Annotated in this window: 25 protein-coding genes and 1 pseudogene; 12 read left to right on the forward strand and 14 right to left on the reverse strand. The window is 59.1% G+C overall.

The annotated features are described in order from the left end of the window. Positions 1-54: 54 nt before the first annotated feature. On the forward strand, positions 55-549 hold the full coding sequence (gene gpt / locus FFM53_RS03460) for a xanthine phosphoribosyltransferase (protein WP_138329947.1): 495 nt from the start codon (positions 55-57) through the stop codon (positions 547-549). A 296-nt stretch (positions 550-845) separates the two neighbouring features. Continuing rightward, positions 846-1436 (forward strand): hypothetical protein, encoded by a 591-nt coding sequence (locus FFM53_RS03465; protein WP_138390870.1) that lies wholly within the window; start codon positions 846-848, stop codon positions 1434-1436. A gap of 185 nt (positions 1437-1621) precedes the next feature. On the opposite strand, the gene FFM53_RS03470 is transcribed toward FFM53_RS03465, so the two are convergent. Then, positions 1622-1903: a hypothetical protein gene (locus tag FFM53_RS03470; protein WP_173862929.1), complete on the reverse strand. Its 282-nt coding sequence runs from the start codon at positions 1901-1903 to the stop codon at positions 1622-1624. Between the two features lie 121 nt (positions 1904-2024). On the opposite strand from FFM53_RS03470, the gene FFM53_RS03475 reads away from it, so the two are divergent. Next, the gene (locus FFM53_RS03475; protein ID WP_138329951.1) at positions 2025-5840 is read left to right on the forward strand and encodes a vitamin B12-dependent ribonucleotide reductase; all 3816 of its coding nucleotides are present in this window, start codon (positions 2025-2027) and stop codon (positions 5838-5840) included. A 257-nt stretch (positions 5841-6097) separates the two neighbouring features. On the opposite strand, the gene FFM53_RS03480 is transcribed toward FFM53_RS03475, so the two are convergent. The 6 genes and pseudogenes from FFM53_RS03480 to hppD form a co-directional block, all read right to left on the reverse strand. Further along, positions 6098-7366 carry a patatin-like phospholipase family protein gene (locus tag FFM53_RS03480; RefSeq protein WP_138390871.1) on the reverse strand — a complete coding sequence of 423 codons (1269 nt, stop codon included), beginning with the start codon at positions 7364-7366 and terminating at the stop codon, positions 6098-6100. 83 nt (positions 7367-7449) lie between these two features. Further along, positions 7450-8783: pseudogene (locus tag FFM53_RS03485) on the reverse strand (COG3904 family protein). Between the two features lie 365 nt (positions 8784-9148). Further along, positions 9149-9778 carry a maleylacetoacetate isomerase gene (gene maiA, locus FFM53_RS03490; protein ID WP_138390872.1) on the reverse strand — a complete coding sequence of 210 codons (630 nt, stop codon included), beginning with the start codon at positions 9776-9778 and terminating at the stop codon, positions 9149-9151. Continuing rightward, positions 9775-10800 carry a fumarylacetoacetate hydrolase family protein gene (locus tag FFM53_RS03495; protein ID WP_138329960.1) on the reverse strand — a complete coding sequence of 342 codons (1026 nt, stop codon included), beginning with the start codon at positions 10798-10800 and terminating at the stop codon, positions 9775-9777. Before FFM53_RS03495 ends, maiA begins: the two co-directional genes overlap by 4 nt. Positions 10801-10840: 40 nt before the next feature. Further along, the gene (hmgA, locus tag FFM53_RS03500) at positions 10841-12202 is read right to left on the reverse strand and encodes a homogentisate 1,2-dioxygenase (RefSeq protein ID WP_094086193.1); all 1362 of its coding nucleotides are present in this window, start codon (positions 12200-12202) and stop codon (positions 10841-10843) included. A gap of 61 nt (positions 12203-12263) precedes the next feature. Then, entirely contained in the window at positions 12264-13373 is a 1110-nt protein-coding gene (gene hppD, locus FFM53_RS03505; protein WP_138329964.1) for a 4-hydroxyphenylpyruvate dioxygenase, read from the reverse strand. 130 nt (positions 13374-13503) lie between these two features. On the opposite strand from hppD, the gene FFM53_RS03510 reads away from it, so the two are divergent. After that, positions 13504-13983, forward strand: a complete 480-nt coding sequence (locus FFM53_RS03510; protein WP_138329966.1) for an Lrp/AsnC family transcriptional regulator — start codon at positions 13504-13506, stop codon at positions 13981-13983. Positions 13984-14038: 55 nt separating this feature from the next. Here the strand turns inward: FFM53_RS03510 and FFM53_RS03515 are convergent, their stop codons facing one another. Continuing rightward, positions 14039-14500, reverse strand: coding sequence for an Lrp/AsnC family transcriptional regulator (locus FFM53_RS03515; RefSeq protein WP_131663815.1), 462 nt, complete (start codon positions 14498-14500; stop codon positions 14039-14041). 123 nt (positions 14501-14623) lie between these two features. On the opposite strand from FFM53_RS03515, the gene FFM53_RS03520 reads away from it, so the two are divergent. Then, on the forward strand, positions 14624-15415 hold the full coding sequence (locus FFM53_RS03520; protein WP_138329968.1) for a phenylalanine 4-monooxygenase: 792 nt from the start codon (positions 14624-14626) through the stop codon (positions 15413-15415). A 60-nt stretch (positions 15416-15475) separates the two neighbouring features. Here the strand turns inward: FFM53_RS03520 and FFM53_RS03525 are convergent, their stop codons facing one another. Beyond that, positions 15476-17257, reverse strand: a complete 1782-nt coding sequence (locus FFM53_RS03525; protein WP_138390873.1) for a peroxidase family protein — start codon at positions 17255-17257, stop codon at positions 15476-15478. Positions 17258-17944: 687 nt separating this feature from the next. On the opposite strand from FFM53_RS03525, the gene FFM53_RS03530 reads away from it, so the two are divergent. After that, positions 17945-19300 carry a S8 family peptidase gene (locus tag FFM53_RS03530; protein ID WP_138329972.1) on the forward strand — a complete coding sequence of 452 codons (1356 nt, stop codon included), beginning with the start codon at positions 17945-17947 and terminating at the stop codon, positions 19298-19300. Next, positions 19297-19527: a hypothetical protein gene (locus FFM53_RS03535; protein WP_017960086.1), complete on the forward strand. Its 231-nt coding sequence runs from the start codon at positions 19297-19299 to the stop codon at positions 19525-19527. Before FFM53_RS03530 ends, FFM53_RS03535 begins: the two co-directional genes overlap by 4 nt. Positions 19528-19617: 90 nt before the next feature. Here FFM53_RS03535 and FFM53_RS03540 read toward each other — a convergent pair whose 3' ends face one another. After that, positions 19618-20619, reverse strand: a complete 1002-nt coding sequence (locus FFM53_RS03540; RefSeq protein ID WP_138390874.1) for a L,D-transpeptidase family protein — start codon at positions 20617-20619, stop codon at positions 19618-19620. Positions 20620-20738: 119 nt separating this feature from the next. Between FFM53_RS03540 and FFM53_RS03545 the strand changes: the two genes are divergently transcribed. Further along, positions 20739-21632 (forward strand): LysR family transcriptional regulator, encoded by an 894-nt coding sequence (locus FFM53_RS03545; RefSeq protein ID WP_138390875.1) that lies wholly within the window; start codon positions 20739-20741, stop codon positions 21630-21632. Between the two features lie 100 nt (positions 21633-21732). Here FFM53_RS03545 and FFM53_RS03550 read toward each other — a convergent pair whose 3' ends face one another. From FFM53_RS03550 to FFM53_RS03565, 4 genes are all read right to left on the reverse strand, one after another. Then, positions 21733-22047: a hypothetical protein gene (locus tag FFM53_RS03550; RefSeq protein WP_138329977.1), complete on the reverse strand. Its 315-nt coding sequence runs from the start codon at positions 22045-22047 to the stop codon at positions 21733-21735. A 112-nt stretch (positions 22048-22159) separates the two neighbouring features. After that, a complete protein-coding gene (locus tag FFM53_RS03555; protein ID WP_138390876.1) occupies positions 22160-22741 on the reverse strand; it encodes a BA14K family protein in 582 nt (193 codons plus the stop codon). After that, a complete protein-coding gene (locus FFM53_RS03560) occupies positions 22738-22920 on the reverse strand; it encodes a hypothetical protein (protein WP_138329981.1) in 183 nt (60 codons plus the stop codon). The genes FFM53_RS03555 and FFM53_RS03560 overlap by 4 nt, the downstream gene beginning before the upstream one ends. Before the next feature lie 160 nt (positions 22921-23080). Further along, positions 23081-23479: a DUF1236 domain-containing protein gene (locus FFM53_RS03565; RefSeq protein ID WP_138390877.1), complete on the reverse strand. Its 399-nt coding sequence runs from the start codon at positions 23477-23479 to the stop codon at positions 23081-23083. Positions 23480-23778: 299 nt separating this feature from the next. Between FFM53_RS03565 and FFM53_RS03570 the strand changes: the two genes are divergently transcribed. The 4 genes from FFM53_RS03570 to FFM53_RS03585 all read left to right on the forward strand — a co-directional run bounded on the left by FFM53_RS03570 (position 23779) and on the right by FFM53_RS03585 (position 26551). After that, entirely contained in the window at positions 23779-24045 is a 267-nt protein-coding gene (locus FFM53_RS03570; RefSeq protein ID WP_138390878.1) for a hypothetical protein, read from the forward strand. A gap of 252 nt (positions 24046-24297) precedes the next feature. Continuing rightward, positions 24298-24474: a hypothetical protein gene (locus FFM53_RS03575; RefSeq protein ID WP_171602200.1), complete on the forward strand. Its 177-nt coding sequence runs from the start codon at positions 24298-24300 to the stop codon at positions 24472-24474. Positions 24475-24536: 62 nt separating this feature from the next. Next, positions 24537-25925: a sensor histidine kinase gene (locus FFM53_RS03580; protein ID WP_138390879.1), complete on the forward strand. Its 1389-nt coding sequence runs from the start codon at positions 24537-24539 to the stop codon at positions 25923-25925. A gap of 2 nt (positions 25926-25927) precedes the next feature. Then, positions 25928-26551: a response regulator gene (locus FFM53_RS03585; RefSeq protein ID WP_138329986.1), complete on the forward strand. Its 624-nt coding sequence runs from the start codon at positions 25928-25930 to the stop codon at positions 26549-26551.

The raw sequence follows: 26551 nt of genomic DNA on the forward strand, positions 1-26551 counted from the left end.
CCATCCGGTCGCCGGCAAACGGCGTGTCGTTTTTTCATGCCGCGGAGCAGCCCAATGTCCCTTCCCGATAAAGCCTTTCCCGTTTCCTGGGATCAGTTCCACCGCGATGCGCGCGCCCTTGCCTGGCGGCTTGCCGGCTTGAATCAGACGTTCAAGGCGATCGTCTGCATCACCCGCGGCGGCCTCGTTCCGGCTGCGATCATCTCGCGCGAGCTGAACATCCGGCTGATCGAGACCGTCTGCGTCGCTTCCTATCATGACTATGTGAACCAGGGCGACATGGTGCTGCTCAAGGGAATCGCGCCCGAACTTATGGAGAATGGCGGCGAAACCGTGCTGGTCGTCGACGATCTGACCGATACCGGCAAGACCGCCGCACAGGTGCGCACCATGCTGCCGAAGGCACATTTCGCCTGCGTCTACGCCAAGCCGAAGGGCGTGCCGACCGTCGACACTTTCATCACCGAGGTCAGCCAGGATACCTGGATCTACTTCCCCTGGGACATGGGCTTCACCTATCAGGAGCCGATCGCCAAGGGCGCAGGCTGATCGCCACCGATCACGGCGCGCACCCCTCGTATTTACCACTTGAAATTGTTCCAGATTTTGTCAGCGAGGTTTCCTGAATCCGCTATCGGGATCTGCACATCTATTTTATCTTTTACTCATAGACTGCTGTCTAATTCCTTCAATCGGAATCGATTCAAGGATGAAATTATGCAGCAATTCAAAGTGATACAGCGTCCTTTGCGGCTCTCGAAAAGACGCGCGGCGCTGCAGGGCGTGCGAATCGTGTCAAATTGCGCTTAAAGCGTGCAACGATCGATACGGTACAAGGAAACAAGATGGCGCGGTGGGGGCATGTAAGAGCGGTTGTGACTGCCGGGCTGGCGGCCTTTCTGTTGCCGCTGGCGCCTGTCCGCGCTGAACCTGCCTATATTCCCCTCGTGCGGGACTATGTCGAGAAGCGGATCCGGCCAATAGTGGAAACGCCATTGGTGCTGAAAGCCATTGCCGAGCAGAACGCGAAATTCGGCGATGTCAGCGAAATGGATATGCGGGTGCTCGACGAGACCTACCGGTCGGAGGTCGATCAGCACCACCTGCATATGGTCAAGCTGCTGCTCGACAAATCCGTGTCGCATTACCTGAAAGCCAAGCAGGACGCCTCGCAGGGCGCGATCATCGAATTTTTCGTCACCGACAGCCACGGGCTGAATGTCGGGCAGAGCACCATCACCGCCGACTATTGGCAGGGCGACGAGGAGAAATATCTCAGAACCTTCGCCAACAGCTCCCGGGAGATCTTCATCGACCGGGCCGAACGCAACGACTCCACCCAGAATCTGGAAACGCAGGCGAGCTTCGTCGTGATGGACGAAGAGAACAGGCCGATTGGCGTCGCCATCGTCACCATCGCCATCGATGCGCTTTAAAGCTCTTATTGCACCGGCGAATCGCCATGCGCATTTGGGCCGGAAATGCCATCACAAGATTTGCCGCAGGACGCTTTTTTGCCGTTCAGACCTTTTCCTTAGCCGGCAACTCCTGCAAGCCATTGTAATATCAGCGCTCCCCGGCTTTCCCCAATCTCCACAGGCGCATCCACAACATGTTGTGGTTAGCAATCAATTAAAAGCCAGCCCTTGACGGAATCAGCTGTTTCAAACTTTACTGATCCTGATGTTGCGGCGGCGACAGGACCGGAGGTAACGAGCCCGGTTCCCTTTTGAAAATTAGGACGCGGAATCAGGGCGATGGACCGGGAACGGTTCATGCCCGACAGGATTTCTGCGAGGTTTTCAGCCTCCAAAAAAAGTGACATTGGGACTGGCGATAATAAGCTGTTAATACTATATTTAGTGTTTGCAGCCACCATCACCACAAGATACAGGAAGATCATCTCCGGATGACACCCCTGTCACGATACGGAAACGAGACTGGCTGCGCGACGACAAAGTGCCGCCGGATAGGAATTTTGCGCCGAGGTCGCGGGGACCGGGCGCCAACACGAGGTCAAGACCATGCGCATCGAACGTCGTTTCACAAAGGCCGGCCAAGGCGCCTATGCGGATATCGAATTCCGCAAGGCGACGAGCGAGATCAAGAACCCCGACGGTTCGATCGTGTTCCGCCTCGAGAACATCGACGTTCCCGCGCAGTTCTCCCAGGTCGCGACCGACGTTCTGGCGCAGAAGTATTTCCGCAAGGCCGGCGTTCCCACCCGGCTGAAGAAGGTCGAGGAAAACGATGTTCCTTCTTTCCTGTGGCGCTCCGTTCCCGACGATGCTGCGCTGAAGACCCTGTCTAAGGACGAGCAGACCGGCTCCGAAATCGATGCGCGCCAGGTCTTCGACCGTCTTGCCGGCACCTGGACCTATTGGGGCTGGAAGGGCGGATATTTCTCCTCCGAGGAAGATGCCTCGGCCTTCAAAGACGAGCTTGCCTATATGCTCGCCACCCAGCGCGTCGCCCCGAACTCGCCGCAGTGGTTCAACACCGGCCTGCACTGGGCCTATGGCATTGACGGCCCCGGCCAAGGCCATTTCTACGTCGATCCCTTCACCGGCAAGCTGACCAAGTCGAAGTCGGCCTACGAACACCCGCAGCCGCATGCTTGCTTCATCCAGTCTGTCGAGGACGATCTCGTCAACGAAGGCGGCATCATGGACCTCTGGGTGCGTGAAGCGCGCCTGTTCAAATACGGCTCCGGCACCGGCTCCAATTTCTCGATGCTGCGTGGCGAAGGCGAAAAGCTTTCCGGCGGCGGCCGCTCCTCCGGCCTAATGAGCTTCCTGAAGATCGGCGACCGCGCCGCCGGCGCCATCAAATCGGGCGGCACGACGCGCCGCGCCGCCAAGATGGTGGTCGTCGACATCGACCATCCCGATATCGAGGAATACATCAACTGGAAGGTCAAGGAAGAGCAGAAGGTTGCGGCTCTCGTGACCGGCTCGAAGGTTGTCGCCAAGCATCTGAAGGCGATCATGAAGGCCTGCTTCAATTGCGAAGGCGGCGACAACGGCGATTGCTACGACCCCACCAAGAACCCTGCCCTGAAGCGCGAAATTCGCGCCGCCAAAAAGGACCAGGTTCCCGAGAACTATGTCCAGCGCGTCATCCAGTTCGCCCGCCAGGGCTACAAGGATCTCCAATTCAAGACCTACGACACGGATTGGGATTCCGAAGCCTACCTCACGGTATCCGGCCAGAACTCCAACAACTCCGTCTCGATCAAGGACGACTTCCTGCGCGCCGTCGAGAATGATGGCGAATGGAACCTGACCGCCCGCAAGGACGGCCGAGTGATGAAGACGCTGAAGGCCCGCGATCTCTGGGAAACCATTTCCTACGCTGCCTGGGCTTCGGCCGATCCGGGCATCCACTTCAACACGACGATGAACGACTGGCACACTTCGCCGGCCGGCGGCCCGATCCGCGGCTCGAACCCGTGCTCGGAATACATGTTCCTCGACGACACCGCCTGCAACCTTGCCTCGCTGAACCTACTGCAGTTCAAGGACAAGGCCACCAAGCGCATCAACATCGCCGATTACGAACATGCGGTTCGCTTGTGGACCGTCGTGCTCGAAGTCTCGGTCATGATGGCGCAGTTCCCGTCGAAGCGCATTGCCGAACTCTCCTACGAATACCGCACACTCGGCCTCGGCTACGCCAATATCGGCGGCCTGCTGATGTCATCAGGCATTCCCTACGACTCCACTGAGGCCCGCGCCATTGCCGGCTCGCTGACCGCGATCATGACCGGCATCTGCTATGCGACCTCGGCCGAAATGGCCGCCGAGCTCGGGCCGTTCCCGAACTTCGCGCCGAACCGCGAGAGCATGCTCAAGGTCATTCGCAACCATCGCCGTGCGGCGTATGGCGAGAGCTCCGGCTATGAGGCGCTGTCGATCAACCCGGTCGCGCTGATCCATTCGGAAAACCCAGACCAGGATCTCGTCGCCCACGCCAAATCGGCCTGGGACAAGGCGCTCGAACTTGGTGAACAGCATGGCTACCGCAATGCCCAGGTCTCGGTCATCGCGCCCACCGGCACGATCGGTCTCGTCATGGATTGCGACACGACGGGCATCGAACCCGACTTTGCTCTCGTCAAGTTCAAGAAGCTCGCCGGCGGCGGCTACTTCAAGATCATCAACCGCGCCGTGCCGGACGCGCTGCGCACGCTGGGCTATTCGGAAAGCCAGATCGCCGAAATCGAGGCCTATGCCGTCGGCCACGGCAACCTGAACCAGGCACCGGCCGTCAATCCGTCGACGCTGAAGACCAAGGGCTTCACCGACGAGAAGGTCGAAGCCGTCAACGCCGCGCTGAAGAGCGCCTTCGACATCAAGTTCGTCTTCAACCAGTGGACGCTCGGCGCCGACTTCCTGAAGGAGACGCTGAAGGTTTCCGACGAACAACTCGCCGACATCAGCTTCAGCCTGCTCGATCATATCGGCTTCTCGAAGAAGGATATCGAAGCTGCCAACATCCATGTCTGCGGTGCGATGACGCTCGAAGGCGCGCCCTTCCTAAAGGCGGAGCACCTGCCGGTCTTCGATTGCGCCAATCCCTGCGGCAAGATCGGCAAGCGCTACCTCTCGGTCGAAAGCCATATCCGCATGATGGCGGCGGCCCAGCCCTTCATCTCGGGTGCGATTTCCAAGACGATCAACATGCCGAACGAGGCGACCGTCGAGGATTGCAAGAACGCCTACATGCTGTCGTGGAAGCTCGGCCTCAAAGCCAACGCGCTCTATCGCGACGGCTCAAAGCTGTCGCAGCCGCTCAATTCCTCGCTGATTGAAGACGAAGACGACGAGGATGCGCTGGAGGAACTGCTGCAGGCGCCTCTCGCCGCCCAGGCCGTCACCGTCACCGAGAAGATCATCGAGCGGGTGATCGAACGAGTTTCGCGCGAACGCGAGAAGCTGCCTAACCGCCGCCAGGGCTATACCCAGAAGGCCGCCGTCGGCGGACACAAGGTCTATCTCCGCACCGGCGAATTCGGCGACGGCCGCATCGGCGAGATCTTCATAGACATGCACAAGGAAGGCGCTGCCTTCCGTGCGATGATGAACAATTTCGCCATCGCCATCTCGCTCGGCCTGCAATATGGCGTGCCGCTCGAGGAATATGTCGAGGCCTTCACCTTCACCAAGTTCGAGCCGGCCGGCATGGTCATCGGCAATGACGCGATCAAGAACGCCACCTCGATCCTCGACTATGTCTTCCGCGAGCTTGCCGTCTCCTATCTCGGCCGCCACGACCTGGCGCATGTCGATACGTCTGATTTCTCGAACACGGCACTTGGCAAGGGCATCCAGGAAGGCAAGACCAACCTGCTCTCCACCGGCTGGACCCGCGGCTACAAGCCGACGCTGGTGTCCGGCACCGGCGGCGAACGCCAGGCAGGCGAACCCAAGGGTGCGGCGACCGCCGCCCCTGCCCGCGCCGCTTCCACCGGCACCGTGACCGCCTTTGCCGGCAGTGCTGCCCGCAAGCTGGAGCCGACGGTTGCCATCTCCACCTCCGAAATCGTCGCCTTCAAGCGCGATTACGAGGAGCGCGCCAAGGAGTTGGCGGAAGAGATCGCCGAAGAAGTGACCGAGGAAATCACCAGCGACGCAACGGCCCTTTTCTCCGACAAGGCGGCGGCAGACGCGGCAACGGCGAAATCCGAAGCCAAGAAGCGGGAAGCCGAACGCCGCCAGCGCTCGATCATGCAGGGCTATACCGGCAACATGTGCTCGGAGTGCCAGAACTTCACGATGGTGCGGAATGGGACTTGTGAGAAGTGCGATACTTGCGGTGCTACGAGTGGGTGCAGCTGAGTAGGCTGCCTACTCTTCGCTTCTGAAAAAGATCGTGGGAGGTCCGGGCATCCGGGCCTCTCATACTTTCATAAACAAATATTGAAGTTGGAACTTTGAGGCCCCTTCAGCTTCGCGGCCGAAGGGAGCCAGCAACAGCCGATCATCGTACCGGTCGATACGTTCGTTCTTCCTCAGGCTTAATGTAGGATTTTCGACTGCTGGGGCAATCTCGCCGGATCCCGCTGGCCTCGCTTTAGCCGGCCCCCGGCCTTCGTTTAAAAGGGAAGAAAGTCGAACAGGCGCTTGCTCAACCTCGCCGCCCAAGACGGCTTCACGGTTCCGGCAATAAACGGCGGGCCGGACGATGGCGCCAGCGGCGATTGATAGAACCGGTTGAGCATCGCGTCGCAGACGTAGTGCCCCCAGTTCGTTAAATGCTCCGTCTCTTTCGCGCCCAGAAAATGGAGATAGGTGCCGACCTCCGAGGGAACGACCGATGACGGCGGCAGCGTGTAGGACGCGTAGGGCTTGAGCTCGACGCCCTTGCTGTCGATCGACCAATAGACGCCGCGTGTTCTTGCGCGCAGAGCCGATTTCGCGAGATCGTCGAGGCCAAGCTGATCGGCCTGTTTTGCAGCCTTGAAGCCGCCGATCAGGTCTCGGCGCCGCAACGACCGCACCTGATTGTCGGTGGTATCGAGAACGCGCTTGAGCTGGGAGAGATAGTTCCAGTATCCGTGGGTCGAGGAGCGCCAGGGCGCTCCGGCATCGCTGACGAGCAGGCAATCGCAGCGTTTCAGCGCCGGCTCGATGCCGTGATTGTCATAGACGCCGCCGTCGCTCAATATCGCCCTGCCCGGAGCAACCGGTTCGCCAACGCTGTCGTCGAGCTTTTCCCTCTTCCAGGAAAACTGCGACAGGTCCAATCGCAGCGGCGACAGCACCGGCGGGAATGCCGCCGAAGCGGCAACCGCGGTCGCAAGCGAAAGCGCGGGATGAAACGACACCCCGATCCTGTAGTCCGCGAGATAGCGGTTCGACATCCGGAAGAGCGAACCGGTGCTGAGATTGCTGGAGCAAAATACGAACCAGGGCGATCTCGGAAGATCGCTCAGGCTTGGTGATTTTCCGTCGAAGAGATGCCGCTCGTAGAGTTTCGCGGCTTCCTCCGCCGCGCTCGAGAAGGGGTTGAACACGCCCTTCAGGAAGCTCGGCCCATCCGCGAATAGCTGACTGAAGGCCAGAATGCGATCGAGGTATTCGGTCTTGAAGTTGACGGCGACCTCGTTCTCGAAGACCAGCCGTGGCCACAGATAGGCCAGCAGGCCGGATGCGATCGATCCGCCCGAGACCGACGAGATCATATCGAGTTTCGCCAGAAGACCGGCCTCGTTGAGCCTGGCAAGCGATCCCGCATGGAAAAGCATGGCCCGATAGCCGCCGCCCGAAAGGCAAAGGCCGAGTTGGTAGCGCTCGGCCGGCTTGTCGGGTTCGTCAGAACCCGGCAGGACAGTGTTCGATCGGGAATGTTCGTTTTCCGACATGCTCGGCCTCACTCAGGAATCTGAGTTTCCCAACATTTCTTCCGCCGGGCAAACCAACGGTCGCTCGCCTTTGGGCCTGTGTGCTACTTACTCGTATATCGGCGGGAGTTGGCATCGCATTTGTGCCACTCCCAGTTTATTCCGGCTTCGTCCTTATGGCCATAACACCAGTCGGCGCGATTGAGCAGCGGGCCGAGTTCGTCGCGCCGTTTGCATGCTCGTAGCGTCTCGGGCCCCTCGCGATCGACACTCGTGCGGCAGATGTCGTCCAGTCCTGTCCACTGATGGATCAACCGATCCGGTGCCTTGGCCCCCTTGTCCGTGGCGAGCACCTTTCCGGTCTCGGACTCGATCTGCAGAGAGGCCGTGTTCCACACGAAAGAGAATTCCGCCATCCCGGCGGACGTCTTACCCGTGTCCCTGTTTCCGGCAAACCACTCGACAATTCCCGACATTTCGCATTTTCCGGCACAGCTGGCAGTCACGGAGCCCGGCTTGACGCTGTAGATGCGCTCCGGCCAGCGTTGGGCGAAGGTTGCCTTTTCCTTCAGGACGGCGTCTTTGTCGACCGAGTTTCCGAAGAAGGAGACCTCGTCGGCATAGACGCCCGTCATAAAGGCCAACGCCGAGGCACTGTCTTTCGACCATTCGTCATTGTATCGGTTGACGAAATCAACCGCCTCCGTGGTCAGGTCGCCGGGTTCGGAGGCGGCCACCTCCTCGGAAGCGCTGGGGTCTGACGGCATGTCGGCGGGTGTTGCGCTCTCCTGCGGTGCGGCGCCTGGCGGGGGCGGCGCGCTTTCCTGTGCCGAGGGCATATCCTCGGGCGTGTTGATGTTCCAGTCTCGCATTTCCGCAGCGGTGAGATACCGTATATCGGTGCTGTCGACCGACAGGCTGAGCTGCAGCAGATTGGGGCTTACCCCCATGTCGGTGAGGTAGCCGATGATCTCGCCGGTCATTAGTTGAACGGTCGAGACTGCCAATTTGTTGTCCATGGGGATATCGCCGGATAGGGAAATCCGATGCACGCCGATTGAGCCCGGCTCGGCGAACCTTTCGACGCCACCGACGAAGGCGAAGGCGCAAGCCGATGCACATTCATGGCTCTGATCTGGAGCGTTCTTGCATTCAGTGCGCGGATGGCGCGGCCGAACATGATCGCGGTGACCACGTTTCCGCCGGGCGAGTCAAAGCTGATGTAGTCCGCTTGGTACTGCGTGTATTCGTCGACAAGCTGCGTCGGATCGTCGGAGAATTCAAACACGCCCTTTATCACCAGACCACGCTCTCCCGGGACGCCGTCCAAACGTTGGTAGGAAATTGCTGCATGCCCCTCTCCGGCCATGGCGACGAACGCCAGCAGCATCGATATGAACGAGAGGGATTTCCGCATTCTTCTCCAGCCTTCGAGCACGTATTTCTCCTGTCGTCACTCGCAGCATATCTTGCGCACGTATGTATTGCCGGGGGCAATCATCGAATGCTTTGCGATGAGCTCGTCAGCCTTCAAATGCGCCTAAGCCCGTGGCAATCACGGGTGCGAAGATCAACAGCTTTAACGAGAACATTTTAGACTTACCCCAACAGCATATAATCAATGCACAAGGGCCAATCTTCTGGCAAGCGGCACAATCAGAAGTGATGATACAAGGTAAACGGCGGCTCCTCGCCGCGATCGTGAGGTCCCCCGTCCACGCGATCCGATACGGTGCCGGCAGCTGGTGCGAGAGCCGCAGAAAAGGTAGTGCGTCTTCGGATTTCGTCCCGGCTGGTCTGCCGCTACGGTCTCACGCGGTCGGGATGTGCCGCCTGGAAGGCCGGAAGTTCGGCGCATTTGCTATCGATGTCGCTGATGCGCTTGAAAGCGGTCAGATCCACTTCCCAGCGGCGGGCATTGTAGACTTGGGGAACAAGACAGAGGTCCGCCATCGTCGGCGCATCTCCAAAGCTGAACGCGCCGGCTTCGCCGATCATGGCTTCCAGTTTGCGCAGTCCGTCGGTGATGAAATGCTTCATCCATTCCTCGCGGGCATCGGCCTTCTCAGTCATGCTCATGAGATGTGACACGACATGCAAGTTGCATATCGGATGGATATCCATGGCGACCGCATATGCGAGGGCGCGGACCTTCTGGCGATCGGCAATGTCAGATGGCAGCAATCCGTATTCCGGCCGAAGCTCGGCGAGGTATTCGACGATCGCCAGCGACTGCGTCAGTGTTTTCCCGTCGATCACCAATGTCGGCACCAGCCCCTGCGGGTTGACCGCCAGATATTCCGGGGTCTTGTGCGCGCCTTCCAACAGGTTGATGGAAACGGTCTGATAATCGACGCCCAAGAGATTGAGCGCGATGCGGACGCGATAGCTCGCCGATGATCTCCAGTAGTCGTAGAGAACGACCTCGTTCATTGCGGCCCGGCTCCGCTGTGTTTTTCGACCGTCTGCTCGATCGCCCCGAAGATCGAATGGCCGGCCTTATCCTTCATCTCGATGCGGACCTGATCGCCGAATTTCATGAATGGGGTCGTCGGCGATCCGGTCTCGATGGCCTCGATCATCCTGAGTTCGGCGATGCAGGAGTAGCCGTCTCCTCCCTCTTCCATCGGTTTGCCCGGGCCGCCGTCCAGCTTGTTGGACACCGTTCCCGAGCCGATGATCGTACCGGCCGCGAGATTGCGGGTTTTGGCGGCATGGGCGATCAACTGGCCAAAATCGAACGTCATGTCGATGCCGGCGTTCGCCTTACCGAATGGCTTGCCGTTCAAGCTCACCAGCAGCGGAAGATGTAGCTTGCCGCCGTCCCAGGCGTCTCCGAGCTCGTCCGGCGTCACCGCGACCGGAGAAAATGCCGATGCCGGCTTCGACTGGAAGAAACCAAATCCCTTCGCCAATTCGCCCGGGATCAGACCGCGCAGCGACACGTCGTTGACGAGCATTAGCAGGCGGATGGCGCCGCGCGCCGCTTCCGAGCTGCAACCCATGTCAACGTCGCCGGTGATGACGGCGACCTCGCCCTCCATATCGATCCCGTAAGCCTCGTCGGCCGCCACGATCGGGTCGCGTGGTGCCAGGAAAGCGTCCGAACCGCCCTGATAGATCAGCGGATCGGTCCAGAAGCTTGCCGGCATCTCGGCGCCGCGTGCCTTGCGCACCAGTTCGACATGGTTGACGTAGGCGGAGCCGTCGGCCCATTGATAGGCTCGCGGCAGAGGTGACGTAGCGTCATGTTCGTGAAACCGGATTGTCGGCTGGGCGCCGGTCTCGACGCCTTCGGCAATGAGCGCGAGCCTCGGAGCCACATGCTCCCAATCGTCGAGTGCCGCCTGCAGGGTGCGGGCGATATGACCGACCTCGGAACAGCGGGTCAGATCGCGGGAAACGACGACGAGCCGACCGTCCCGCGTAGAGTCCTTTAACGTCGCAAGCTTCATGTCCGAAATCCCGTGCCGGAGGATGACTTCACTTGATGCATCATTTGATGCCGGGGGTTCCGTCGAACTTGCGTTCCAGGCCGTCCCAGCATTCCAGGTAATTATCCTGCAGCGTTTCGAGCTCGGCTGCATATTTCGTCAGTTGCTGCGGGTACCTGGTCTCGAACATGAAGGCCATGGTGTGATCGAGCTTCACCGGTTTGAGCTCGGTATTTGATGCCTTTTCGAAGGCAAGCGCGTCCGGCCCGTGGGGAAGCATCATGTTGTGCAGGCTCATGCCGCCCGGCACGAAGCCCTCTTCCTTGGCGTCATACTGGCCGTGGATCAGCCCCATGAACTCGCTCATGATGTTGCGGTGGTACCAAGGCGGACGGAACGTATGCTCAGCGACCAGCCAGCGCGGCGGAAAGATCACGAAATCGACATTCGCCGTACCCGCATCTTCGGTCGGCGCGGTCAGTACCGAAAAAATCGACGGATCGGGATGATCGAAGCGGATCGCTCCAACCGGAGAAAATGTCCGCAGGTCGTATTTGAACGGGGCGTAGTTGCCGTGCCATGCCACCACATCGAGTGGCGAGTGGCCGATGTCGGTGACATAGAACTTGCCGCACCATTTCACATGCACGCGGCAGGGCGTTTCCTTATCCTCGAAAGCGGCGACGGGTGTCTTGAAGTCGCGCGGATTTGCTAGGCAGTTGGCGCCGATCGGTCCGCGGTCCGGCAGTGTGAATTTCGCGCCGTAGTTCTCGCAGATGTATCCACGCCAGACAGTCTGCTCACCGCCCTTCAGAATCTTGAACATCATGCCGCGCGGGATGAGGCATATTTCCAGGGGCTCGACATCCATGATGCCCATTTCGGTGAACACTCTGATGGCGCCGAGCTGCGGCACGATCAGCAGTTCACCGTCGGCGTTGAAGAAGTAGTCGTCGACCATGTCCTCATTGAAGACATAGGCATGGGCTGACATCCCCACCTGGGTGGTGGCATCGCCTGCCGTCGTGATGGTCCGCACCCCCTCAAGAAAGGTCAGTCTCTCCGAGGGTGCGGGGATGGGATCCCAGCGAAGCTGGCCGAGCGGAAGCGAATGTTCGTCGAGACATGGCGCCGTTTTCCAGAGCGGATAGGACGCGTTGGAGAAGCGGCGGGTGTGGCGCACGCTCGGGCGGATGCGGTAAAGCCAGGACCTTTCGTTGGTCCCGCGCGGCGCGGTGAACGGCGAGCCGGAAAGCTGCTCCGCATAAAGACCGTAATTGCATTTCTGCGGACTGTTCTGGCCTTGCGGCAAGGCGCCGGGGAGCGACTCGGTTTCGAAGTCATTGCCGAACCCCGGCATATATTTCAGCGTGTTTGCCGTCGCGGCTTCACCATCCGACGTCTGGATCGATGTCTGGTCCATGCTCACTCCTCCCCGAACACTCCAGCGCCGCGCGTCTGAAAGATGCGCGGCGCTAGTGAGTTTACTCCGCTGCAGTCCCGATGACACCACGCTTGATCTGATCGGCCTCGATCGACTCGAAAAGCGCCCGGAAATTGCCTTCGCCGAAGCCTTCGTCGCCCTTGCGTTGGATGAATTCGAAGAAGATCGGGCCGATGACGGTCTTGGAGAAGATCTGCAGCAGGATTTTCGTCATGCCGCCATTCACCACACCTTCGCCATCGATGAGGATGCCGTGTTTCTTCATGCGTTCGACAGGTTCACTATGGCCGTTCACGCGTTCATAGGACATGTCGTAATAGGTCTCCGGCGGACCCGGCATGAAGCGCAGGCCGTTGTCGGCCAGCCTGTCGGTGGCGTTGTAAATATCCTCCGTTCCAACGGCAATGTGCTGGATGCCCTCACCCTTGTACTTCTTCAGATATTCCTCGATCTGGCTGGTGTCGTCCTTCGATTCATTCAGCGGAATGCGGATTTTCCCGCAGGGCGAGGTGATGGCGCGGCTCACCAGACCGGTGATGCGCCCATCGATATCGAAGAAGTGGATCTGCTTGAAATTGAACAGGTTTCGGTAAAAATCCCACCACTTGTCCATATTGCCGCGGAAGACGTTGTGGGTGAGATGGTCGAGATAGTAGAAACCGATCCCGTCGGGCCGCGGGTTGCGCTCGCCTAGCCAATCGAACTCGGCATCGTAAACCGATCCCTTTGCCCCATAGGTCTCGACGAAATAGAGCAGCGAGCCGCCAATGCCGACAATCGCCGGGACGTCGAGCGTCTTGTCGTCCCCTTCATAGGGAACAGCGCCTTTTGACACCGCTTGGTCGAAGGCGTGCTTGGCGTCGACGACGCGCCAGGCCATCGATGGGGCGCAGGGACCATGATTTGCGACGAAACGCGCGGCATGACTGCCGGGTTCGGCGTTCAGGACATAGTTGATATCACCCTGGCGCCAGACGGTGATGTCTTTCGTCTTGTGCTTGGCGACCGCAACATAGCCCATGCGTGTGAAGAGCTCGCGCAGCGTCTCGGGCTCAGGATGGGCGAACTCGACGAATTCGAAGCCGTCGGTGCCGGCCGGATTGTCGGCGGTGATTTCCGAGGGCGGCGCATCATGCGGGAAAGGACCCATTTTCTTTCCTCCAGAGGAGATTGCATTTGATATGCAAAGTGTGGCCCAAAACGCGTGCAAAGTTCTTGCATTCTTTATGCTTCAGGAGGAGATTATGCACGATCCGTGAGTGTTTTGGAGATTTGGTGCAATGGATGAGCCGCTCGATAAATTGGATTTGCGTCTGCTCCAGGAACTTCAAAAAGACGGCAGGCTGACGAACAACGAATTGGGCGAGCGGATTGCGCTTTCACCGTCGCAATGCTCGCGCCGGCGAACGAGACTGGAGGCTGAAGGATATATCCGCAGCTACCGCGCCTACCTCGATCGGCAGAAGCTTGGTCTCGATATGCTGGTGGTCATCTCCGTGACGCTTGCGACCCATAATAGAGACAATGCCCGCCGATTTTCGCAGCTGATCAACGGGTTGCCGGAAGTTCTCGAAGCCTATGCGCTAACCGGTGAAATGGATTATCACCTGACGGTCGCGACCCGCGGCCTCGCCGACCTCTCCAAATTCGTCAACGACGTGCTGTTGCCCCACGAGTCGGTGCAGCACGTGAAGACATCAATTGTCCTCGACACGCTGAAGACATTCGAGGGCTTTCCGGTGACGATGCCGGGCCATTGACATGGCGACAGCGCGACAATGATGCCGACGGCATCGCCCTGCGCAGATATCTTAATCAGATCGGCAGTTCGGTCGAGAATTTCAGCTCGCGCAGCACAAAGCTCGAGACCACCGTGCGCACATGCGGGTTGCGCATGAGATAGCGGGTCATGAAGGCTTCGTAGCTTTCCACGTCGCTTGCCCTTATCTTCAGCATGTAATCGAAGGCGCCTGACAGGGCGTAGCATTCCATGATCTCCGGCCGCTCCAGTACCACCGAAGCGAAAGATGCGACCGCCTCTTCGTGGTGATCCTCCAGCGTCACATGCGCGATGACGCAGAGCTTGAGATCGAGTTTTCCAGGATCGAGCAGCGTCACGCGCTTGCGGATGACGCCGTCGGCTTCCAGCTCTTGGATCTTCCGCCATGCCGAACTTTGCGACATGCCGGCCTTTTCCGCCAGATCGGCCAGCGAAAGGCTGCCGTCGGCCTGGACAAGCTGCAGAAGCTTGCGGCGGAAATTCCCAGGTTCTTTCATTTTCTGCGTCGCTTCCGAGAATATTTGCCATCACTATGGCAATTTCCGGCACGAAAGAAAAGAAAATCCAGCTGAGACGGGGGATAATTGGAGGAATATCGCCGCATCTGGGAGGATGAGCTTATGACCAAAGAAAGCAGCTACACCGCCAAATTACCCGGCCCGGACGGTCTCTATGACTACACCCCGGATGAAGATGCGATCTGGGGCGAACTTTATCGGCGTCAGATGAAGCTGCTCGCGGATACCGCCTGCCGCGAATATCTGGACGGCGTCAAAATGCTGGGGCTGAAGCCGGGTAAGGTGCCTCAGCTTCTCGACGTGAACAGACGCCTGAATGAGACAACCGGCTTCGGCGTCGAAGGCGTGCCGGCGCTCATTGCGCCCTCGCGCTTTTATGAGCTTCTGTCGCAAGGCAAATTCCCGCTCGCAACCTTCCTGCGCCGTCGCGAGCATATCGACTATATCGAGGAACCGGATCTGTTCCACGAGGTCTTCGGCCACTGCCCCATGCTGACCAACCAGAGCTATGCCAATTTCGTCCGGCATTTCGGCGAAACGGCCGTCCGCCTCGGCAGGGGCTATTCATGGCACCTGTTCCGGATCTTCTGGTTCACCGTCGAATTCGGCCTGATCAATACGCCGCAAGGTCGCCGCTGCTTCGGTGCGGGCATCGTCTCATCGCCCAGCGAAGCGAAGGCAGCAATGGAAGGCAAGGCGTGCGAATTCCGGCCGTTCGATCTGCTGAGCGTGCTGAGGACGCCCTACCGGATCGATATCCTCCAGCCAATCTACTATGTCATCGACAGCTTCGCCGATCTGGAAGCGATCGTGGAGCAGGATATCGAGGCCACCATCCTCAAGGCAAAATCACTGGGTGATTTCGCCCCCGCTTTCGAAGCCAAGGCTTCGTGAACCCCGATGATAGGGCGTTTTGCCTCGCCGCGGTGCGGCGAGGCAACAGTCTTGCGAGCACTATTGCATGACCGCCGCGAACCGCATCCACTTGGCGATCGAGTCGATCGGTGAGTTGTCCGGCATCTTGAGAGGGCTCTGACTGGGCGTGAACCCACGCGAAAGAGCCGAGTCCGGATCCGCAAGCAGCACGCCCACGAAGGTCGACGCCACGAGACAGCTCCCGACTTCGCCCAATCGATTTCCGCCTGCAGCCTCGGCTTCGGCCAGAATGTAGAACCAGAGCGGTGTACGTTCGTGGAAACGCGATGCAGTGCCGGCGAGGAAGTTCTTCAGATCGGGCTTCGCGGCGAACAATGCTGAAACATCTTGGATCGGCGAGGACTGCACCGCGCCAGTCTGGTTGAGATGCTTGTGTAAAGCCTGACCCGTCGGGAGCCTGAGATTGTAGCCCCGACGAAGGTTCCGCCTTGCCAGGTTCTTGAACAACTCCTTGAGCTGTTGGTCGGCCTGGTCTTCGCCTTCCTTGAACAGCGTATGCAATGGCGGAGCAAGTTCCGTATCGATCCTCCTGGCAAGACGGGCCGGCTCCCCATCGCTCGCATCATGGGGATCGGCTCCCGTAAAGCGCGTCCAGTCGATTATCCAATTCTTGGGCAGCTTCTTCTCGTCATCCAGCCTGCCGCCGCCGCCGGTGAACTCGAAAAGCAACCTCAAGGTGGCGCGCGGTAGAATACCTGTGCCCGGCCGCCCAAAGTTCTTGTTGTAGTCATAGAAGGTTCTGACCATGGAATGACCGAACCGATAGGCTGCGGTGGAGAACTCCAACGGCAGAGCATTGCCGAGCCGGGTATTCTGCCTCCGGGCATCGAACTCGGCTCTGAATTTGAAGAAATGAGATGCCCGATCCTTGACGACGCGGTCCACCACAACCGGATCGCAAACGCCCTTGAGATATCCTTCTACAATCAACCATTGGTAATGGAGTCTTGTCAGAGCCTGCGCTGAGCTGAAATCGGCGATCCAGCCCGTATCATGCGATGCAAGATAGTCGACGGCCTTGTTATGGAACCGGAGAAAGCTCAGATGGAACTGCGCGACGACGAGATTTTCATCGTTGCGATTATCCCCGATTATCGCCCGCTGGGGCAAGCTATCGGAGAATTTCTGAAACGCCTCGGGAGTCATCGCCGCCTGAGCCAGACGTAAAGCCGCCTCCCGGACAGACGACTGGACCTGGCCATAACGAGGAAGGTCGCGATGTTCGTCGAGGTTGTCTGGAAGCGGCCCCGGATCGACGGCTGTCCCGACACGCATTTTGTTTGTCAGCGTCGGGTGGCGAAGGCCGGAGATCACTTTGACAACATCTGCATCGATCCCCTCGCCGACGGCAGATCCGCCGTAGACACTATCCAGATCGAAGCGGGGCGAGCGAGCATTCCTGAACTGACTCTCCACTGTCGACGAGGCGACAGGCGGGTGTGCGTTGACCATGCTCGAGATCGCCCCTTCGCGATCAGTTCGGGCCGTCAGCTCGTGATCCAGGAATTGTCCCCAATATGTGAAGACAGGCGGGAGCGCGGAATCTTCCGTCGGATCCTCGCTCGTCGGCGTCGCGACAACATCGATCATCATTTCGCCGAGCTCATCGAGCTCCCCAAGCGTTTCCGCCGTGTTGGGAAGGTAATTCTCTGGCGCATCTAATGGCGGTACGAAATAACCGAAGTCAGCTTCTTCATCGACCGCGACGTCACCCGTCGCTGGCCGCCCGGCCCGAATGCTCGGCCCTGGAACTGCGCGCTCTTTCTCCGCACCCCCGTGCGATTGAAAAACGATTGCCATTGGCAACACCCTCCGTTTTCCAGCCCGCGGGATAATTCATACACCTAGAACGCGAAGTCAACTAATCATATTGGGCTATTATTCATCTTAAAGTTGGTAAATTACCGGTAAAGCTCAGTCGATGTCTGTGCGGATTCAGCGCACTCGTTTTTTGCGCATCGTATTCCCTGCCCCGCGGTTGGCGCCTCGCTATAAGCGGTGCCATTGCCAGTATCGCCGGCGCTTTTCGCGGCAAGTCCGTTATTGCACGGCAGTATCGATAATCGGACAGAGCCGCCTCAGGCACAAAAATAGCGAGGAAATACAATGGGGAGGAGATGTAGAAGTATAGGTTACCTGAAAAGCAATGAAACGCCGGCGAACGACCGCTAGAATTTTCATTTGCCAACTCAACAATAAGATGTATATTTGCCGCCGAGATTTCGGCCAGGGGAAGTACATCCCGAAATCGACCTACAAGGTACAATTTATTATGCTTGCCTGCCGAACGCTCCAATTTTCGGTTGGCGAAGCTTTGTGTTCTCGCGGCAAGTCAGCGGAAAAAACATCTAGTCAATCCGCATCGATCTACCTGCGGGGCCGCCGCTGTCCCGACCGCGAGTTTCGGTTCGATTAACGGGTATGCCGCACCGAGCTTGCGGCTTTTGTATTGCTTTCAAACCGTGAAAGATGGGGAGAGTTGGTATCATGGCGAAATCAACGCGAGGCAGGGTCAACGCACCGGGCGACGGCACATCGGGTCTTGGCATGGTGGTGCGATTTACACCCAAAGCAAGGAGCGAGGGTGTACAGCAACTCGAAAAAGGTGGCTTCCGTGTCGCGTCGTCCAAAGATTTTCGCAGCGCCGTGGCGGTGCCAAATGATTTCGATGGCGCTGATGTTCAGTACTTCGAACGTTTCGGAATCGCAATTGTGCGCCGGGACGGCGAGAGACTGAAGCCCATGTTGCAAAATGCCATGCAGCGGAAGGTCGTCAGCGCGGCTCGGCCGGAGCGATCCTATCGTGCCCTCGGCGGCCCGCTGACGAAGCGGCTAGACCTCGCACAGGCAACGGTGGGCGGCGTTGCATCCCCTTTGGACCGTGATTACCTGCTCGGCTATCGTGACGCCGTGAACGAACTGGTCGATCGCTTATTGGGCAAAAAGGGGGCAGAGGGGCTTGTCGCCCGGGCCGCCTTTGACGAGACCGGCAACACCTGGGGACTGCAGGCTGTCAGGGCTATCGAAGGTGAGCTGAGCGGGGCCGGCATCAAGGTAGCAGTACTGGACACCGGATTTGACGAAACTCATCAGGATTTTGTCGGCCGTTCAGTCACCAAGAAGCTCTTTGCAACACGTAGTTCCGAAGGCGACGTTCACGGTCACGGAACGCATTGCATCGGTACGGCATGCGGTCCATTACGACCGACCAGCGGCCCACGTTACGGCGTCGCCTATGAGGCGGAAATCTATGCTGGAAAGGTGCTGGGCGACGATGGCTTCGGTACCGACCGGTCGATCATTGCCGGCATGGAATGGGCGCTGGATGAAGGTTGCCATGTTATTTCGATGTCGTTAGGCGCTGCAACGCAAATTGGAGATGCGCCAAGTGACGACTACGAGCAAATTGGGCAGGTATGTTTAGATGCGGGAACTTTAGTTGTTGCCGCCGCTGGGAACGAAAGTACTCGTCCTCAACAGATTAATCCAGTTGGTTCTCCGGCCAACGCGTCCACGATCCTGGGAGTCAGCGCCGTGGATCGCTCCTTCGCGCCGGCATCGTTCTCATGCGGCGGTTTGAATCCTGGTCAGGAAGTGGACATTGCCGCTCCTGGCGTCGATATATTTTCGAGCTTGCCCGATGACAAGTATGACCGGTGGGATGGCACCAGCATGGCGACCCCACATGTTGCCGGCGTTGCGGCTCTTATTGCTCAGTCTGATCCGAAGTTTCGCGGATGGGCGCTATGGGCGCGCTTGATTCAGCTTACAAAGCCTCTATCTTCCTCTGCTAGGGATGTTGGCAAGGGCCTGCTCCAGGCAAGAGGAAGCGGCGAGGTATGACGACCGATAAGATTGAAGTTACCATTCGGATCGACAAAAACGAGGCCCGCAGTTTGGGAGAGGTCGTCGGCGACTTGAAGTCGCAAGGCCTCGAACAGGTGCAAAGCCACGAGCGCTTCATGATTGTCAACGGTACTGTCAATCCTGATGCGCTCGATGCGCTTCGCGCGGTAAAGGGAGTCGCTTCAGTTCGGCAAGATGCTGCATACAAGACTCAAGCAAACTGATCATGCAGGCGGCACGGCCTATGCGCAGGCGCTGAGCAGGAAGTCGTCAGTGAGAAGCAGAGAAGAGTGGGATTTTCAATATCTTCCCCCTCATTTCGGCGTGGCTGAACTTCGATTGACGAAGTCCACCACGACCCCTGGCTTGACCATAGCCGCCAACTCTTCGGCATCCCAGTTCGTCAGCCGCACGCAGCCATGCGATCCCACCTTGTCGATGAGCTTCGGCTCCGGTGTCCCATGTATCCCATAGGTGGGCTCGGTCAGGTCGATCCAGACCGTGCCAACAGGACCGTTCGGCCCTTTCGGGATCGTCAGGACCTTGTTGTTCTTTCCCTGCTTGAAGTTGCGCTTCGGGTCATATCTGTAGACCGGCATCCGCGCGACGCCCTTGACCTTGTGCTTGCCTGACGGCGACGGGTTGTCTTCGCTTCCGATCGTTGCGGGATAGACTGCAAGCAGCGATCCATCCGCGGCATAGGCGAGCACCTGCCCCGTCTTCCTGTCAGCCTCGATCCTCTTGGCCTTTCCTTCCCTTGGAGGACCGGGGTTCACAACCCACACCGTGTCGCCAGGAGCAAACTGTGAAGCCGGGTTGAGCGCATGCACGAGATCGATCCCCATGTGGAACCGCTCGGATAGCTTCTCCGCAACGCTCGTATATCCCAAGCTCCGCATCTTTGCCTTCTCGCCATAGTCTTCAGGGATCTCGTCAACGAGACCCGCGGCATCCTCTGCCGAGACGACATAACTCTCAACGATAGGAGCATTGCCTTCCAGGCGGGAGGCGACCTCAGGATCCAGCCTCCCGTCGACAGGCAGATTGTTCATCGCCTCGAAGCCGGCCACGGCCTTGTCGACGTTTTCGCCGGCGAGGCCATCGATCACGCCGGGAGACGATCCTGCGAGGTCGAGCAGAACCTGAAGACGGACGATCGCCGGGTCAGGATCTCCCGGCCCAGATTTCTCAGTCCCGATGGACGCAATCGACACGGTATTGATGTCTTCGGGTCGGAGTTCCCGCGCGGCGGCACCGCCAACGGAGAAGGCCAGAGCGAGCAGCGACATCGGCAGGGCTGTTTTCATGGACGACAAATGGCCGGCGGCGCAACTTGTTCCAGTGCAAACAGAGCCAGGCGGGTGTTCACGATGATTTCAATGTCCAGCCTCAGCAAATTCAGTACAACGGCCATTCGATCCGAAGGAGCTCGTGAATGCCGCGCGAGAGCGTCAATGACCTGATGGCTTTTCTGGCGGTTGCCCGAGAGAAGAGCTTTACGCGAGCAGCTGCGAAACTGGGCGTGTCTCAATCGGCGCTCAGCCACGTTGTCCGCCAGCTCGAGACGCGGCTCGGAATCCGGCTGCTGACCCGTACCACGCGGGCCGTTTCGCTCACCGACGCCGGAGAGCGGTTGTTCCAAGGCGTGGGGCCTCATTTCGACGAGATCGAGGCGCAACTTGAAACCCTCACCGAATTCAGGGAAAAGCCGGCCGGGAACCTCCGCATCACGGCATCAGACCACGCAATAAGGTGGATCATCTGGCCGAAACTCCAGCGCTTCCTACCGAACAACCCTGACATCAAGGTGGAGCTGATACGCGAAAACGGGCTGTCTGACATCGTGACCGAGCGCTTCGACGGCGGCGTCCGGATGGGGGAGCAGGTGGCGAAAGACATGATCTCGACACGCATCGGGCCTGATTTCCCCTTTGCCGTCGTCGGCGCGCCCTCATATTTCGAGGGCAAGGGGGTTCCGGAGCATCCGCAGGACCTCGTCCGCCACAACTGTATCAACGAGCGCCTGCCCACATATGGCGGCTTCTGGGCATGGGAGTTCGAAGACAACGGGAAAGAGATCAGGATCAGGGTCGAGGGACAGCTTGCCTTTAATAACTCCTATCAGAGTGTGGAAGCGGCGCTGGACGGACTTGGTTTGGCATACGTACCGGAAGACGTCGCCCTACCTCATATCGCGGAAGGCCGTCTGAGACGCGTGCTGGAAGCCTTTTCCCCACACTGGGATGGCTACCATCTCTACTATCCCAGCAGAAGGCAATCCTCTCCGGCTTTCGTGGCGCTCGTCGACGCCTTGCGCCATCGAGCCTGACGATGTTCATCCTCTTTTTTACGGCGCCCTTAAGGAAAACGCTGACGCGCAGGGATCGCTTCCGGTGAGGCGCTCATTTGGCCGCCCGCCGGTGACCCTCTCAGTGAACTGTCTTCGACCGCTTCTCGGCATGCGAAATGTCATCGAGCGTGGCCATAAGCTTTTCGAATTCGTTCAAGACACGATTGAACTCGGCGTCCTGCATGTTGGCGATTTCGGATATGGCGGAGGACACGGACGCGATCAGCCTGTCGATCCAAACGCAGCGCTCGGCCGGCACATGTCCGAGAACTTCCCGCCGATGCGTCTTCAGCTCGCGGAGGATGCGAACGATAAGGGCTCCCCGGTCCGCCCGGCTCAAGAGCGGAAGCCTTGTCTGTGCCTGCTGGATTGCCGTTATCAGCGCCGTCGCCATCCCCGCTCTCCAAGCTCTGAATGCAACCACGTATCACAACCGTAGCGTTTGCAACACGGACTTTAGTCCGACTGACCAGGTGGTGCAATCGGGTCCGCACCGTGCGACCACATCAGTTACTCGTCGCAACGAGATCCGACATGTCGCAGCTGCGCCGCGGTCCTTCCCATGGTTGATATGTATTGTCTTGCGGCCGATACGATCTGTAGCGAGCGGCGCACCGGGCTGCCGCCTGTGCATTCACTTTCGTGCCAACGCCTTCATCGGCCCCGGCGACAATCCGCTGGAACGGCGAAATGCACTCGCGGGTCCCGCCGCTATAGGATCGATAGCTGTTGGTCGCGGGATCGAAAGAGCGGTAGCGGTCCGCGCACCAGGCAAGATGCTCGACCGAAAATTCTGGCTGGGGTGGCTGAAGTTTAGTCGGCGGGCGAGCGGAATCCGGCCTCGCCCTTGCAGTGATGACGGCCGATGCCTCGGTGACATAGCTGGAATAGAGAGGTGGAATTCGTTCATAGCGCTGCTGCCGAGGATCGACTTTTACTGGCGTCGTCGTCCAGAGATCGCGCGCAGCAAGGTCCCCGAAGGCATGAGGTTCAGAATCTGCCACGACATGGGAGGCGACAGATGCGGCAGCCATGCAGGCCCCGACCGAGCTTAAGATTCCAAAAGCGACGGATGCGATGGCTTTCATTGTCCCGACCCCTGCTGCTGAGCCTGTTGCTGGTGAGCCTGTGGAACCCAGACGCGGCCGGCACTACTGCTATGTCGGTCGCCGGTAACGACAAGCACGGCGAGAATACCGGCCATTGCCAGCAGGATGACGATCAGCGGCAAGACCAGACCGCCGGATTTCTCTTCACAATAGATCATGTTCCTCTCCTCGCTGGCGCCCCGGCGGCGGAGGTCGCCGCCGGGGGCATCGGCAGTTTTTGGCCGCACGACGACGCTGCCGTCGGTCGTGCGGCGGTTCCCGGACTTGAGCGATGATTTCCGGATGGAGGACGCGGCGGAGGCCGCGTGTAGGATCAGATCACTTGATAACCTGGATCACCTTGCGGGACGACGGTTCGACGATGACACGTTCATCATTGACCACCGCATAAGCATAGGTCGGGTCATCCGGTATAGGCGTCAGCACAACCGTCTCCGGCAGTGGCTGGCCGACGACAATCTTCTCCTTCACGACCACGCGGGCCGACGGCGCCGGAGCCTCGCGAACATAGGTGATGACCTTTTGCGGCGGTGGATCGATCGCCGTACCAACGATCGCGCCGGCAACGCCGCCGACAGCAGCGCCAACGGGGCCACCGACGATCGCTCCGGTGACCGCGCCACCGGCCGCACCATTGACGGTCGAGGACTGGGCGAATGCGACGCCAGACATCAGGGTTGCGGCAGTTGCCGCACCGACGATAAGCTTGGAGATCATTTTCTCCTCCTTCTGTTTCGAGGCGGCCTTCGTGACCGCTGCGACACCAACTAGCCGGGGGCGCGGTCGTTCCACGGCCCGGACCTCAGTCTGATAGACCCCGGCCTTTGGTCCCAAACCCATGTCAATGCCCGTCGCCGGCACTACTTCAGGATCGAAAGACCCCACACACGGGCTTACAGCGCCACGCGTCTTTTCAGACGCGTAAAGGACGCTGTAACACTTTGAATTGCTGCATAATTTATCCTTAAATCGATACCGATTTGAGGAATTATGCAGGAGGCAGGAGACTGAAGGAGATGGCACGATCCAATCGCCGCGAAGCTGGACGCCGGCGCCTGGCGATGCGTTTGCCGCATATGCGGACGCTGATCATGGCAGCGTGCGACCCGTTGCAGCTCGAGCTCTTCGAGGCCTACCAGACGGCAGTCGAAGCGCGCGACACACTTCGAGGACGGCCATCCAATTCGAACCTGGTACGGGAATACTACGAGACCTGCTTCAAGATCGAGCAGCACGTCATCCGCGCGATGCAAGAACCTTCCTACGCGCAGCGCACGAGCTGAGTCCGCGAGCCGTCACACCTTGGCGGACAGAGCTTTTGACACTCCATCTGAAGGTCGCGCGATTGGTCCGCTGGCCTACACTAGGCAGAGTTACGAAGCGCGACCGACGACGACGAACGCGCTCATGCCGCCGCCCGGACGAACCCCGTGGCGGGGTCAGACCTTGGTCCGAACCCTGTCGGACCGAAGTCCCTGGGTTGGAACGCGCATCGGACTCGCGCCGTTTCGAACGATATTGAAGGAGATCCAAACATGAACCAGAGTCATAGATCCCGAGTGAATGACGCCTGCAACGCGTCCGTCTTCGCACTTGTTATCGTTCTGGCCGCTCTTCTCTACATCTTCGGCGCAGCTATGTCCGGCGATACTGCCGGGTTGACCCAGAGCGTAACAGGCGCCGAGGTGTTCGACACCAGGAATGTGCCCTGATGCTGTTTGGAAAACTCTAAAGACGCGTTAGGTTAATCGGGCAGTCTCTTACCGGTATCAAAATGAATTGGCTTCGCCGCTGGAATGCCCGCTCACTCGCCTCCCAGTTCTTCATCGCGGGTGGGCTCATCTCGATTGCCGCCATGTTCGTGGTGGGCTTTTTTGTAAGCCACCTCATAGAGGAAACCGTCATCCACAATTCGGGGGCGGCGACGGCGCTTTACGTGGACAGCGTGATCGCGCCGCTACTTCCCAATATGCAAACCGAGTCACTGCTTGATGAAGCGAGTGCCCAGGCTCTGGACGAGACGCTCGGTCAGGGTGCACTCGGCAAACGCCTTGTTTCGTTCAAGCTGTGGCGAAGCGACGGCACCATCCTCTATTCGAACGAGAAGGAGCTAGTGGGCAAGACGTTTGCGGTCAGCGACAAGCTGCAGAGGGCATTCGCAGGATCTCTCGTCGCGCGCTACGAAATCGCCAGCGATCCGGAAAGCGACAAGGAGCGCGCGCTCGGCAAGCCGCTGATGGAGATCTATAACCCGGTGCTCCAGCCATGGTCCGGACAGGCGGTCGCCGTCCTTGAGTTCTACGAGACAGCAGAAGGATTGGGCGATAGTCTGGCGCATGCCAGGCTCCGGAGCTGGGGCGCCGTCGCCGCTCTGACGGCGACCTTTTTCCTTGTTCTCTCCGTTCTGGTGTTCCGAGGTAGCCGCACGATAGAGGCGCAGCGCAAGGATCTCAAAGAACGGGTCACCGAACTGTCTGCGCTGCTGGCGGAAAACCGCGGACTCCAGCGGCGCCTGCAGCGCGCCTCCCAGCGTGCGGCAGCGCTGAACGAAACATATTTGCGCAGCATCGGTGCCGATCTGCACGACGGTCCGGCCCAGCACATCGCCTATGCCTCATTGCGCCTGGACAGCGACGTGTTGATCAATGCGTCCACCCAGCCCGAAGCGCGCGAAAAGGAGCTTGCCTGGATACGCTCGAGCCTTGCCGAAGCGATGACCGAGATCCGCAATATCTGCAGCGGACTGGTGCTTCCGCAGATCGAAAAATCCTCGATCACCGAGATCGTCACGCGGGTCGTCGAAGCGCATCAACACAAGACAGAAAGCCATGTCGAAACGATTGTCGACGAAGATGGACCGGAACTTCCCCCCGCCGTGAAGATCTGTATCTATCGCTTCATCCAGGAGGCGTTGAATAACGCTTACCGCCACGGCGGCGGCGTTCAGCAGGCCATAAAGGCTGTCTCGCGCGACGGCCATGTTTGTGTCGAGGTCAGCGATCACGGCGACGGCTTCGATCCGACCGAGGTGAGGCCAACGAGCCTCGGCCTCGTGGGGTTGCGCGAGCGCGTCGACAGCCTGGGAGGGTCCTTCGACATTAAGACGGGCGAAGGAGGAACGACCGTGACCATGATCTTCGAGCCAATGGAAGTGGGAGAGTAGGGATGACAGCAATCACCATCGGAGTCGTGGACGATCATCCGCTCTTTCGCGAGGGTGTAACGCGCAGCCTCTCCGAAATCAGCGGCTTTATCGTCGTTGGCGAGGGGGCCAGCAGCGATGACGCGGCGATGATCGCCTCGGACAACCATCCCGACATCATGCTCCTCGATGTCTCGATGCCCGGCGGCGGGCTGTCTGCGATCAGTGACGTCCTGGCGCGGAGCCCCACAACGAAAGTGCTGATGTTGACGGTATCCGAGGAGGTGGACACTTTGCTGGGAGCTCTGCAACGGGGCGCGATGGGTTATGTTCTGAAAGGTGTTGGTTCGCGTGGCCTCGCCGAAGCAATTCAAACCGTCCTGCGTGGCTCGCGATATATCTCGCCGACGATGTCGGCGAAAGTCATGGAAAATTCCCTGAATGGCGGAACCTCCGACAAAAGCAGCCTAACGCCACGCGAACGCGAGGTGATGGATCTTGTCGCTCAGGGCCTGTCAAACAAGCATATCGGCTTGCGTCTCAACCTGCAGGAAAAGACTGTGAAGCACCATATGACCCAGATTCTGAGCAAGCTTGGTGCCTCGAACAGGACTGAAGCCGCTCTACAATGGCGCGAACGGCGCTGA

The organism is Rhizobium indicum, from assembly GCF_005862305.2.
GTDB lineage: Bacteria > Pseudomonadota > Alphaproteobacteria > Rhizobiales > Rhizobiaceae > Rhizobium > Rhizobium indicum.

Bases quoted from the DNA above. Each gene is read 5' to 3' on its own strand.
- gpt (WP_138329947.1), top strand. From the start codon at position 55: ATGTCCCTTCCCGATAAAGCCTTTCCCGTTTCCTGGGATCAGTTCCAC.
- FFM53_RS03465 (WP_138390870.1), top strand. From the start codon at position 846: ATGGCGCGGTGGGGGCATGTAAGAGCGGTTGTGACTGCCGGGCTGGCG.
- FFM53_RS03470 (WP_173862929.1), bottom strand. From the start codon at position 1,903: ATGATCTTCCTGTATCTTGTGGTGATGGTGGCTGCAAACACTAAATAT.
- FFM53_RS03475 (WP_138329951.1), top strand. From the start codon at position 2,025: ATGCGCATCGAACGTCGTTTCACAAAGGCCGGCCAAGGCGCCTATGCG.
- FFM53_RS03480 (WP_138390871.1), bottom strand. From the start codon at position 7,366: ATGTCGGAAAACGAACATTCCCGATCGAACACTGTCCTGCCGGGTTCT.
- maiA (WP_138390872.1), bottom strand. From the start codon at position 9,778: ATGAACGAGGTCGTTCTCTACGACTACTGGAGATCATCGGCGAGCTAT.
- FFM53_RS03495 (WP_138329960.1), bottom strand. From the start codon at position 10,800: ATGAAGCTTGCGACGTTAAAGGACTCTACGCGGGACGGTCGGCTCGTC.
- hmgA (WP_094086193.1), bottom strand. From the start codon at position 12,202: ATGGACCAGACATCGATCCAGACGTCGGATGGTGAAGCCGCGACGGCA.
- hppD (WP_138329964.1), bottom strand. From the start codon at position 13,373: ATGGGTCCTTTCCCGCATGATGCGCCGCCCTCGGAAATCACCGCCGAC.
- FFM53_RS03510 (WP_138329966.1), top strand. From the start codon at position 13,504: ATGGATGAGCCGCTCGATAAATTGGATTTGCGTCTGCTCCAGGAACTT.
- FFM53_RS03515 (WP_131663815.1), bottom strand. From the start codon at position 14,500: ATGAAAGAACCTGGGAATTTCCGCCGCAAGCTTCTGCAGCTTGTCCAG.
- FFM53_RS03520 (WP_138329968.1), top strand. From the start codon at position 14,624: ATGACCAAAGAAAGCAGCTACACCGCCAAATTACCCGGCCCGGACGGT.
- FFM53_RS03525 (WP_138390873.1), bottom strand. From the start codon at position 17,257: ATGGCAATCGTTTTTCAATCGCACGGGGGTGCGGAGAAAGAGCGCGCA.
- FFM53_RS03530 (WP_138329972.1), top strand. From the start codon at position 17,945: ATGGCGAAATCAACGCGAGGCAGGGTCAACGCACCGGGCGACGGCACA.
- FFM53_RS03535 (WP_017960086.1), top strand. From the start codon at position 19,297: ATGACGACCGATAAGATTGAAGTTACCATTCGGATCGACAAAAACGAG.
- FFM53_RS03545 (WP_138390875.1), top strand. From the start codon at position 20,739: ATGCCGCGCGAGAGCGTCAATGACCTGATGGCTTTTCTGGCGGTTGCC.
- FFM53_RS03550 (WP_138329977.1), bottom strand. From the start codon at position 22,047: ATGGCGACGGCGCTGATAACGGCAATCCAGCAGGCACAGACAAGGCTT.
- FFM53_RS03555 (WP_138390876.1), bottom strand. From the start codon at position 22,741: ATGAAAGCCATCGCATCCGTCGCTTTTGGAATCTTAAGCTCGGTCGGG.
- FFM53_RS03560 (WP_138329981.1), bottom strand. From the start codon at position 22,920: ATGATCTATTGTGAAGAGAAATCCGGCGGTCTGGTCTTGCCGCTGATC.
- FFM53_RS03565 (WP_138390877.1), bottom strand. From the start codon at position 23,479: ATGATCTCCAAGCTTATCGTCGGTGCGGCAACTGCCGCAACCCTGATG.
- FFM53_RS03570 (WP_138390878.1), top strand. From the start codon at position 23,779: ATGGCACGATCCAATCGCCGCGAAGCTGGACGCCGGCGCCTGGCGATG.
- FFM53_RS03575 (WP_171602200.1), top strand. From the start codon at position 24,298: ATGAACCAGAGTCATAGATCCCGAGTGAATGACGCCTGCAACGCGTCC.
- FFM53_RS03580 (WP_138390879.1), top strand. From the start codon at position 24,537: ATGAATTGGCTTCGCCGCTGGAATGCCCGCTCACTCGCCTCCCAGTTC.
- FFM53_RS03585 (WP_138329986.1), top strand. From the start codon at position 25,928: ATGACAGCAATCACCATCGGAGTCGTGGACGATCATCCGCTCTTTCGC.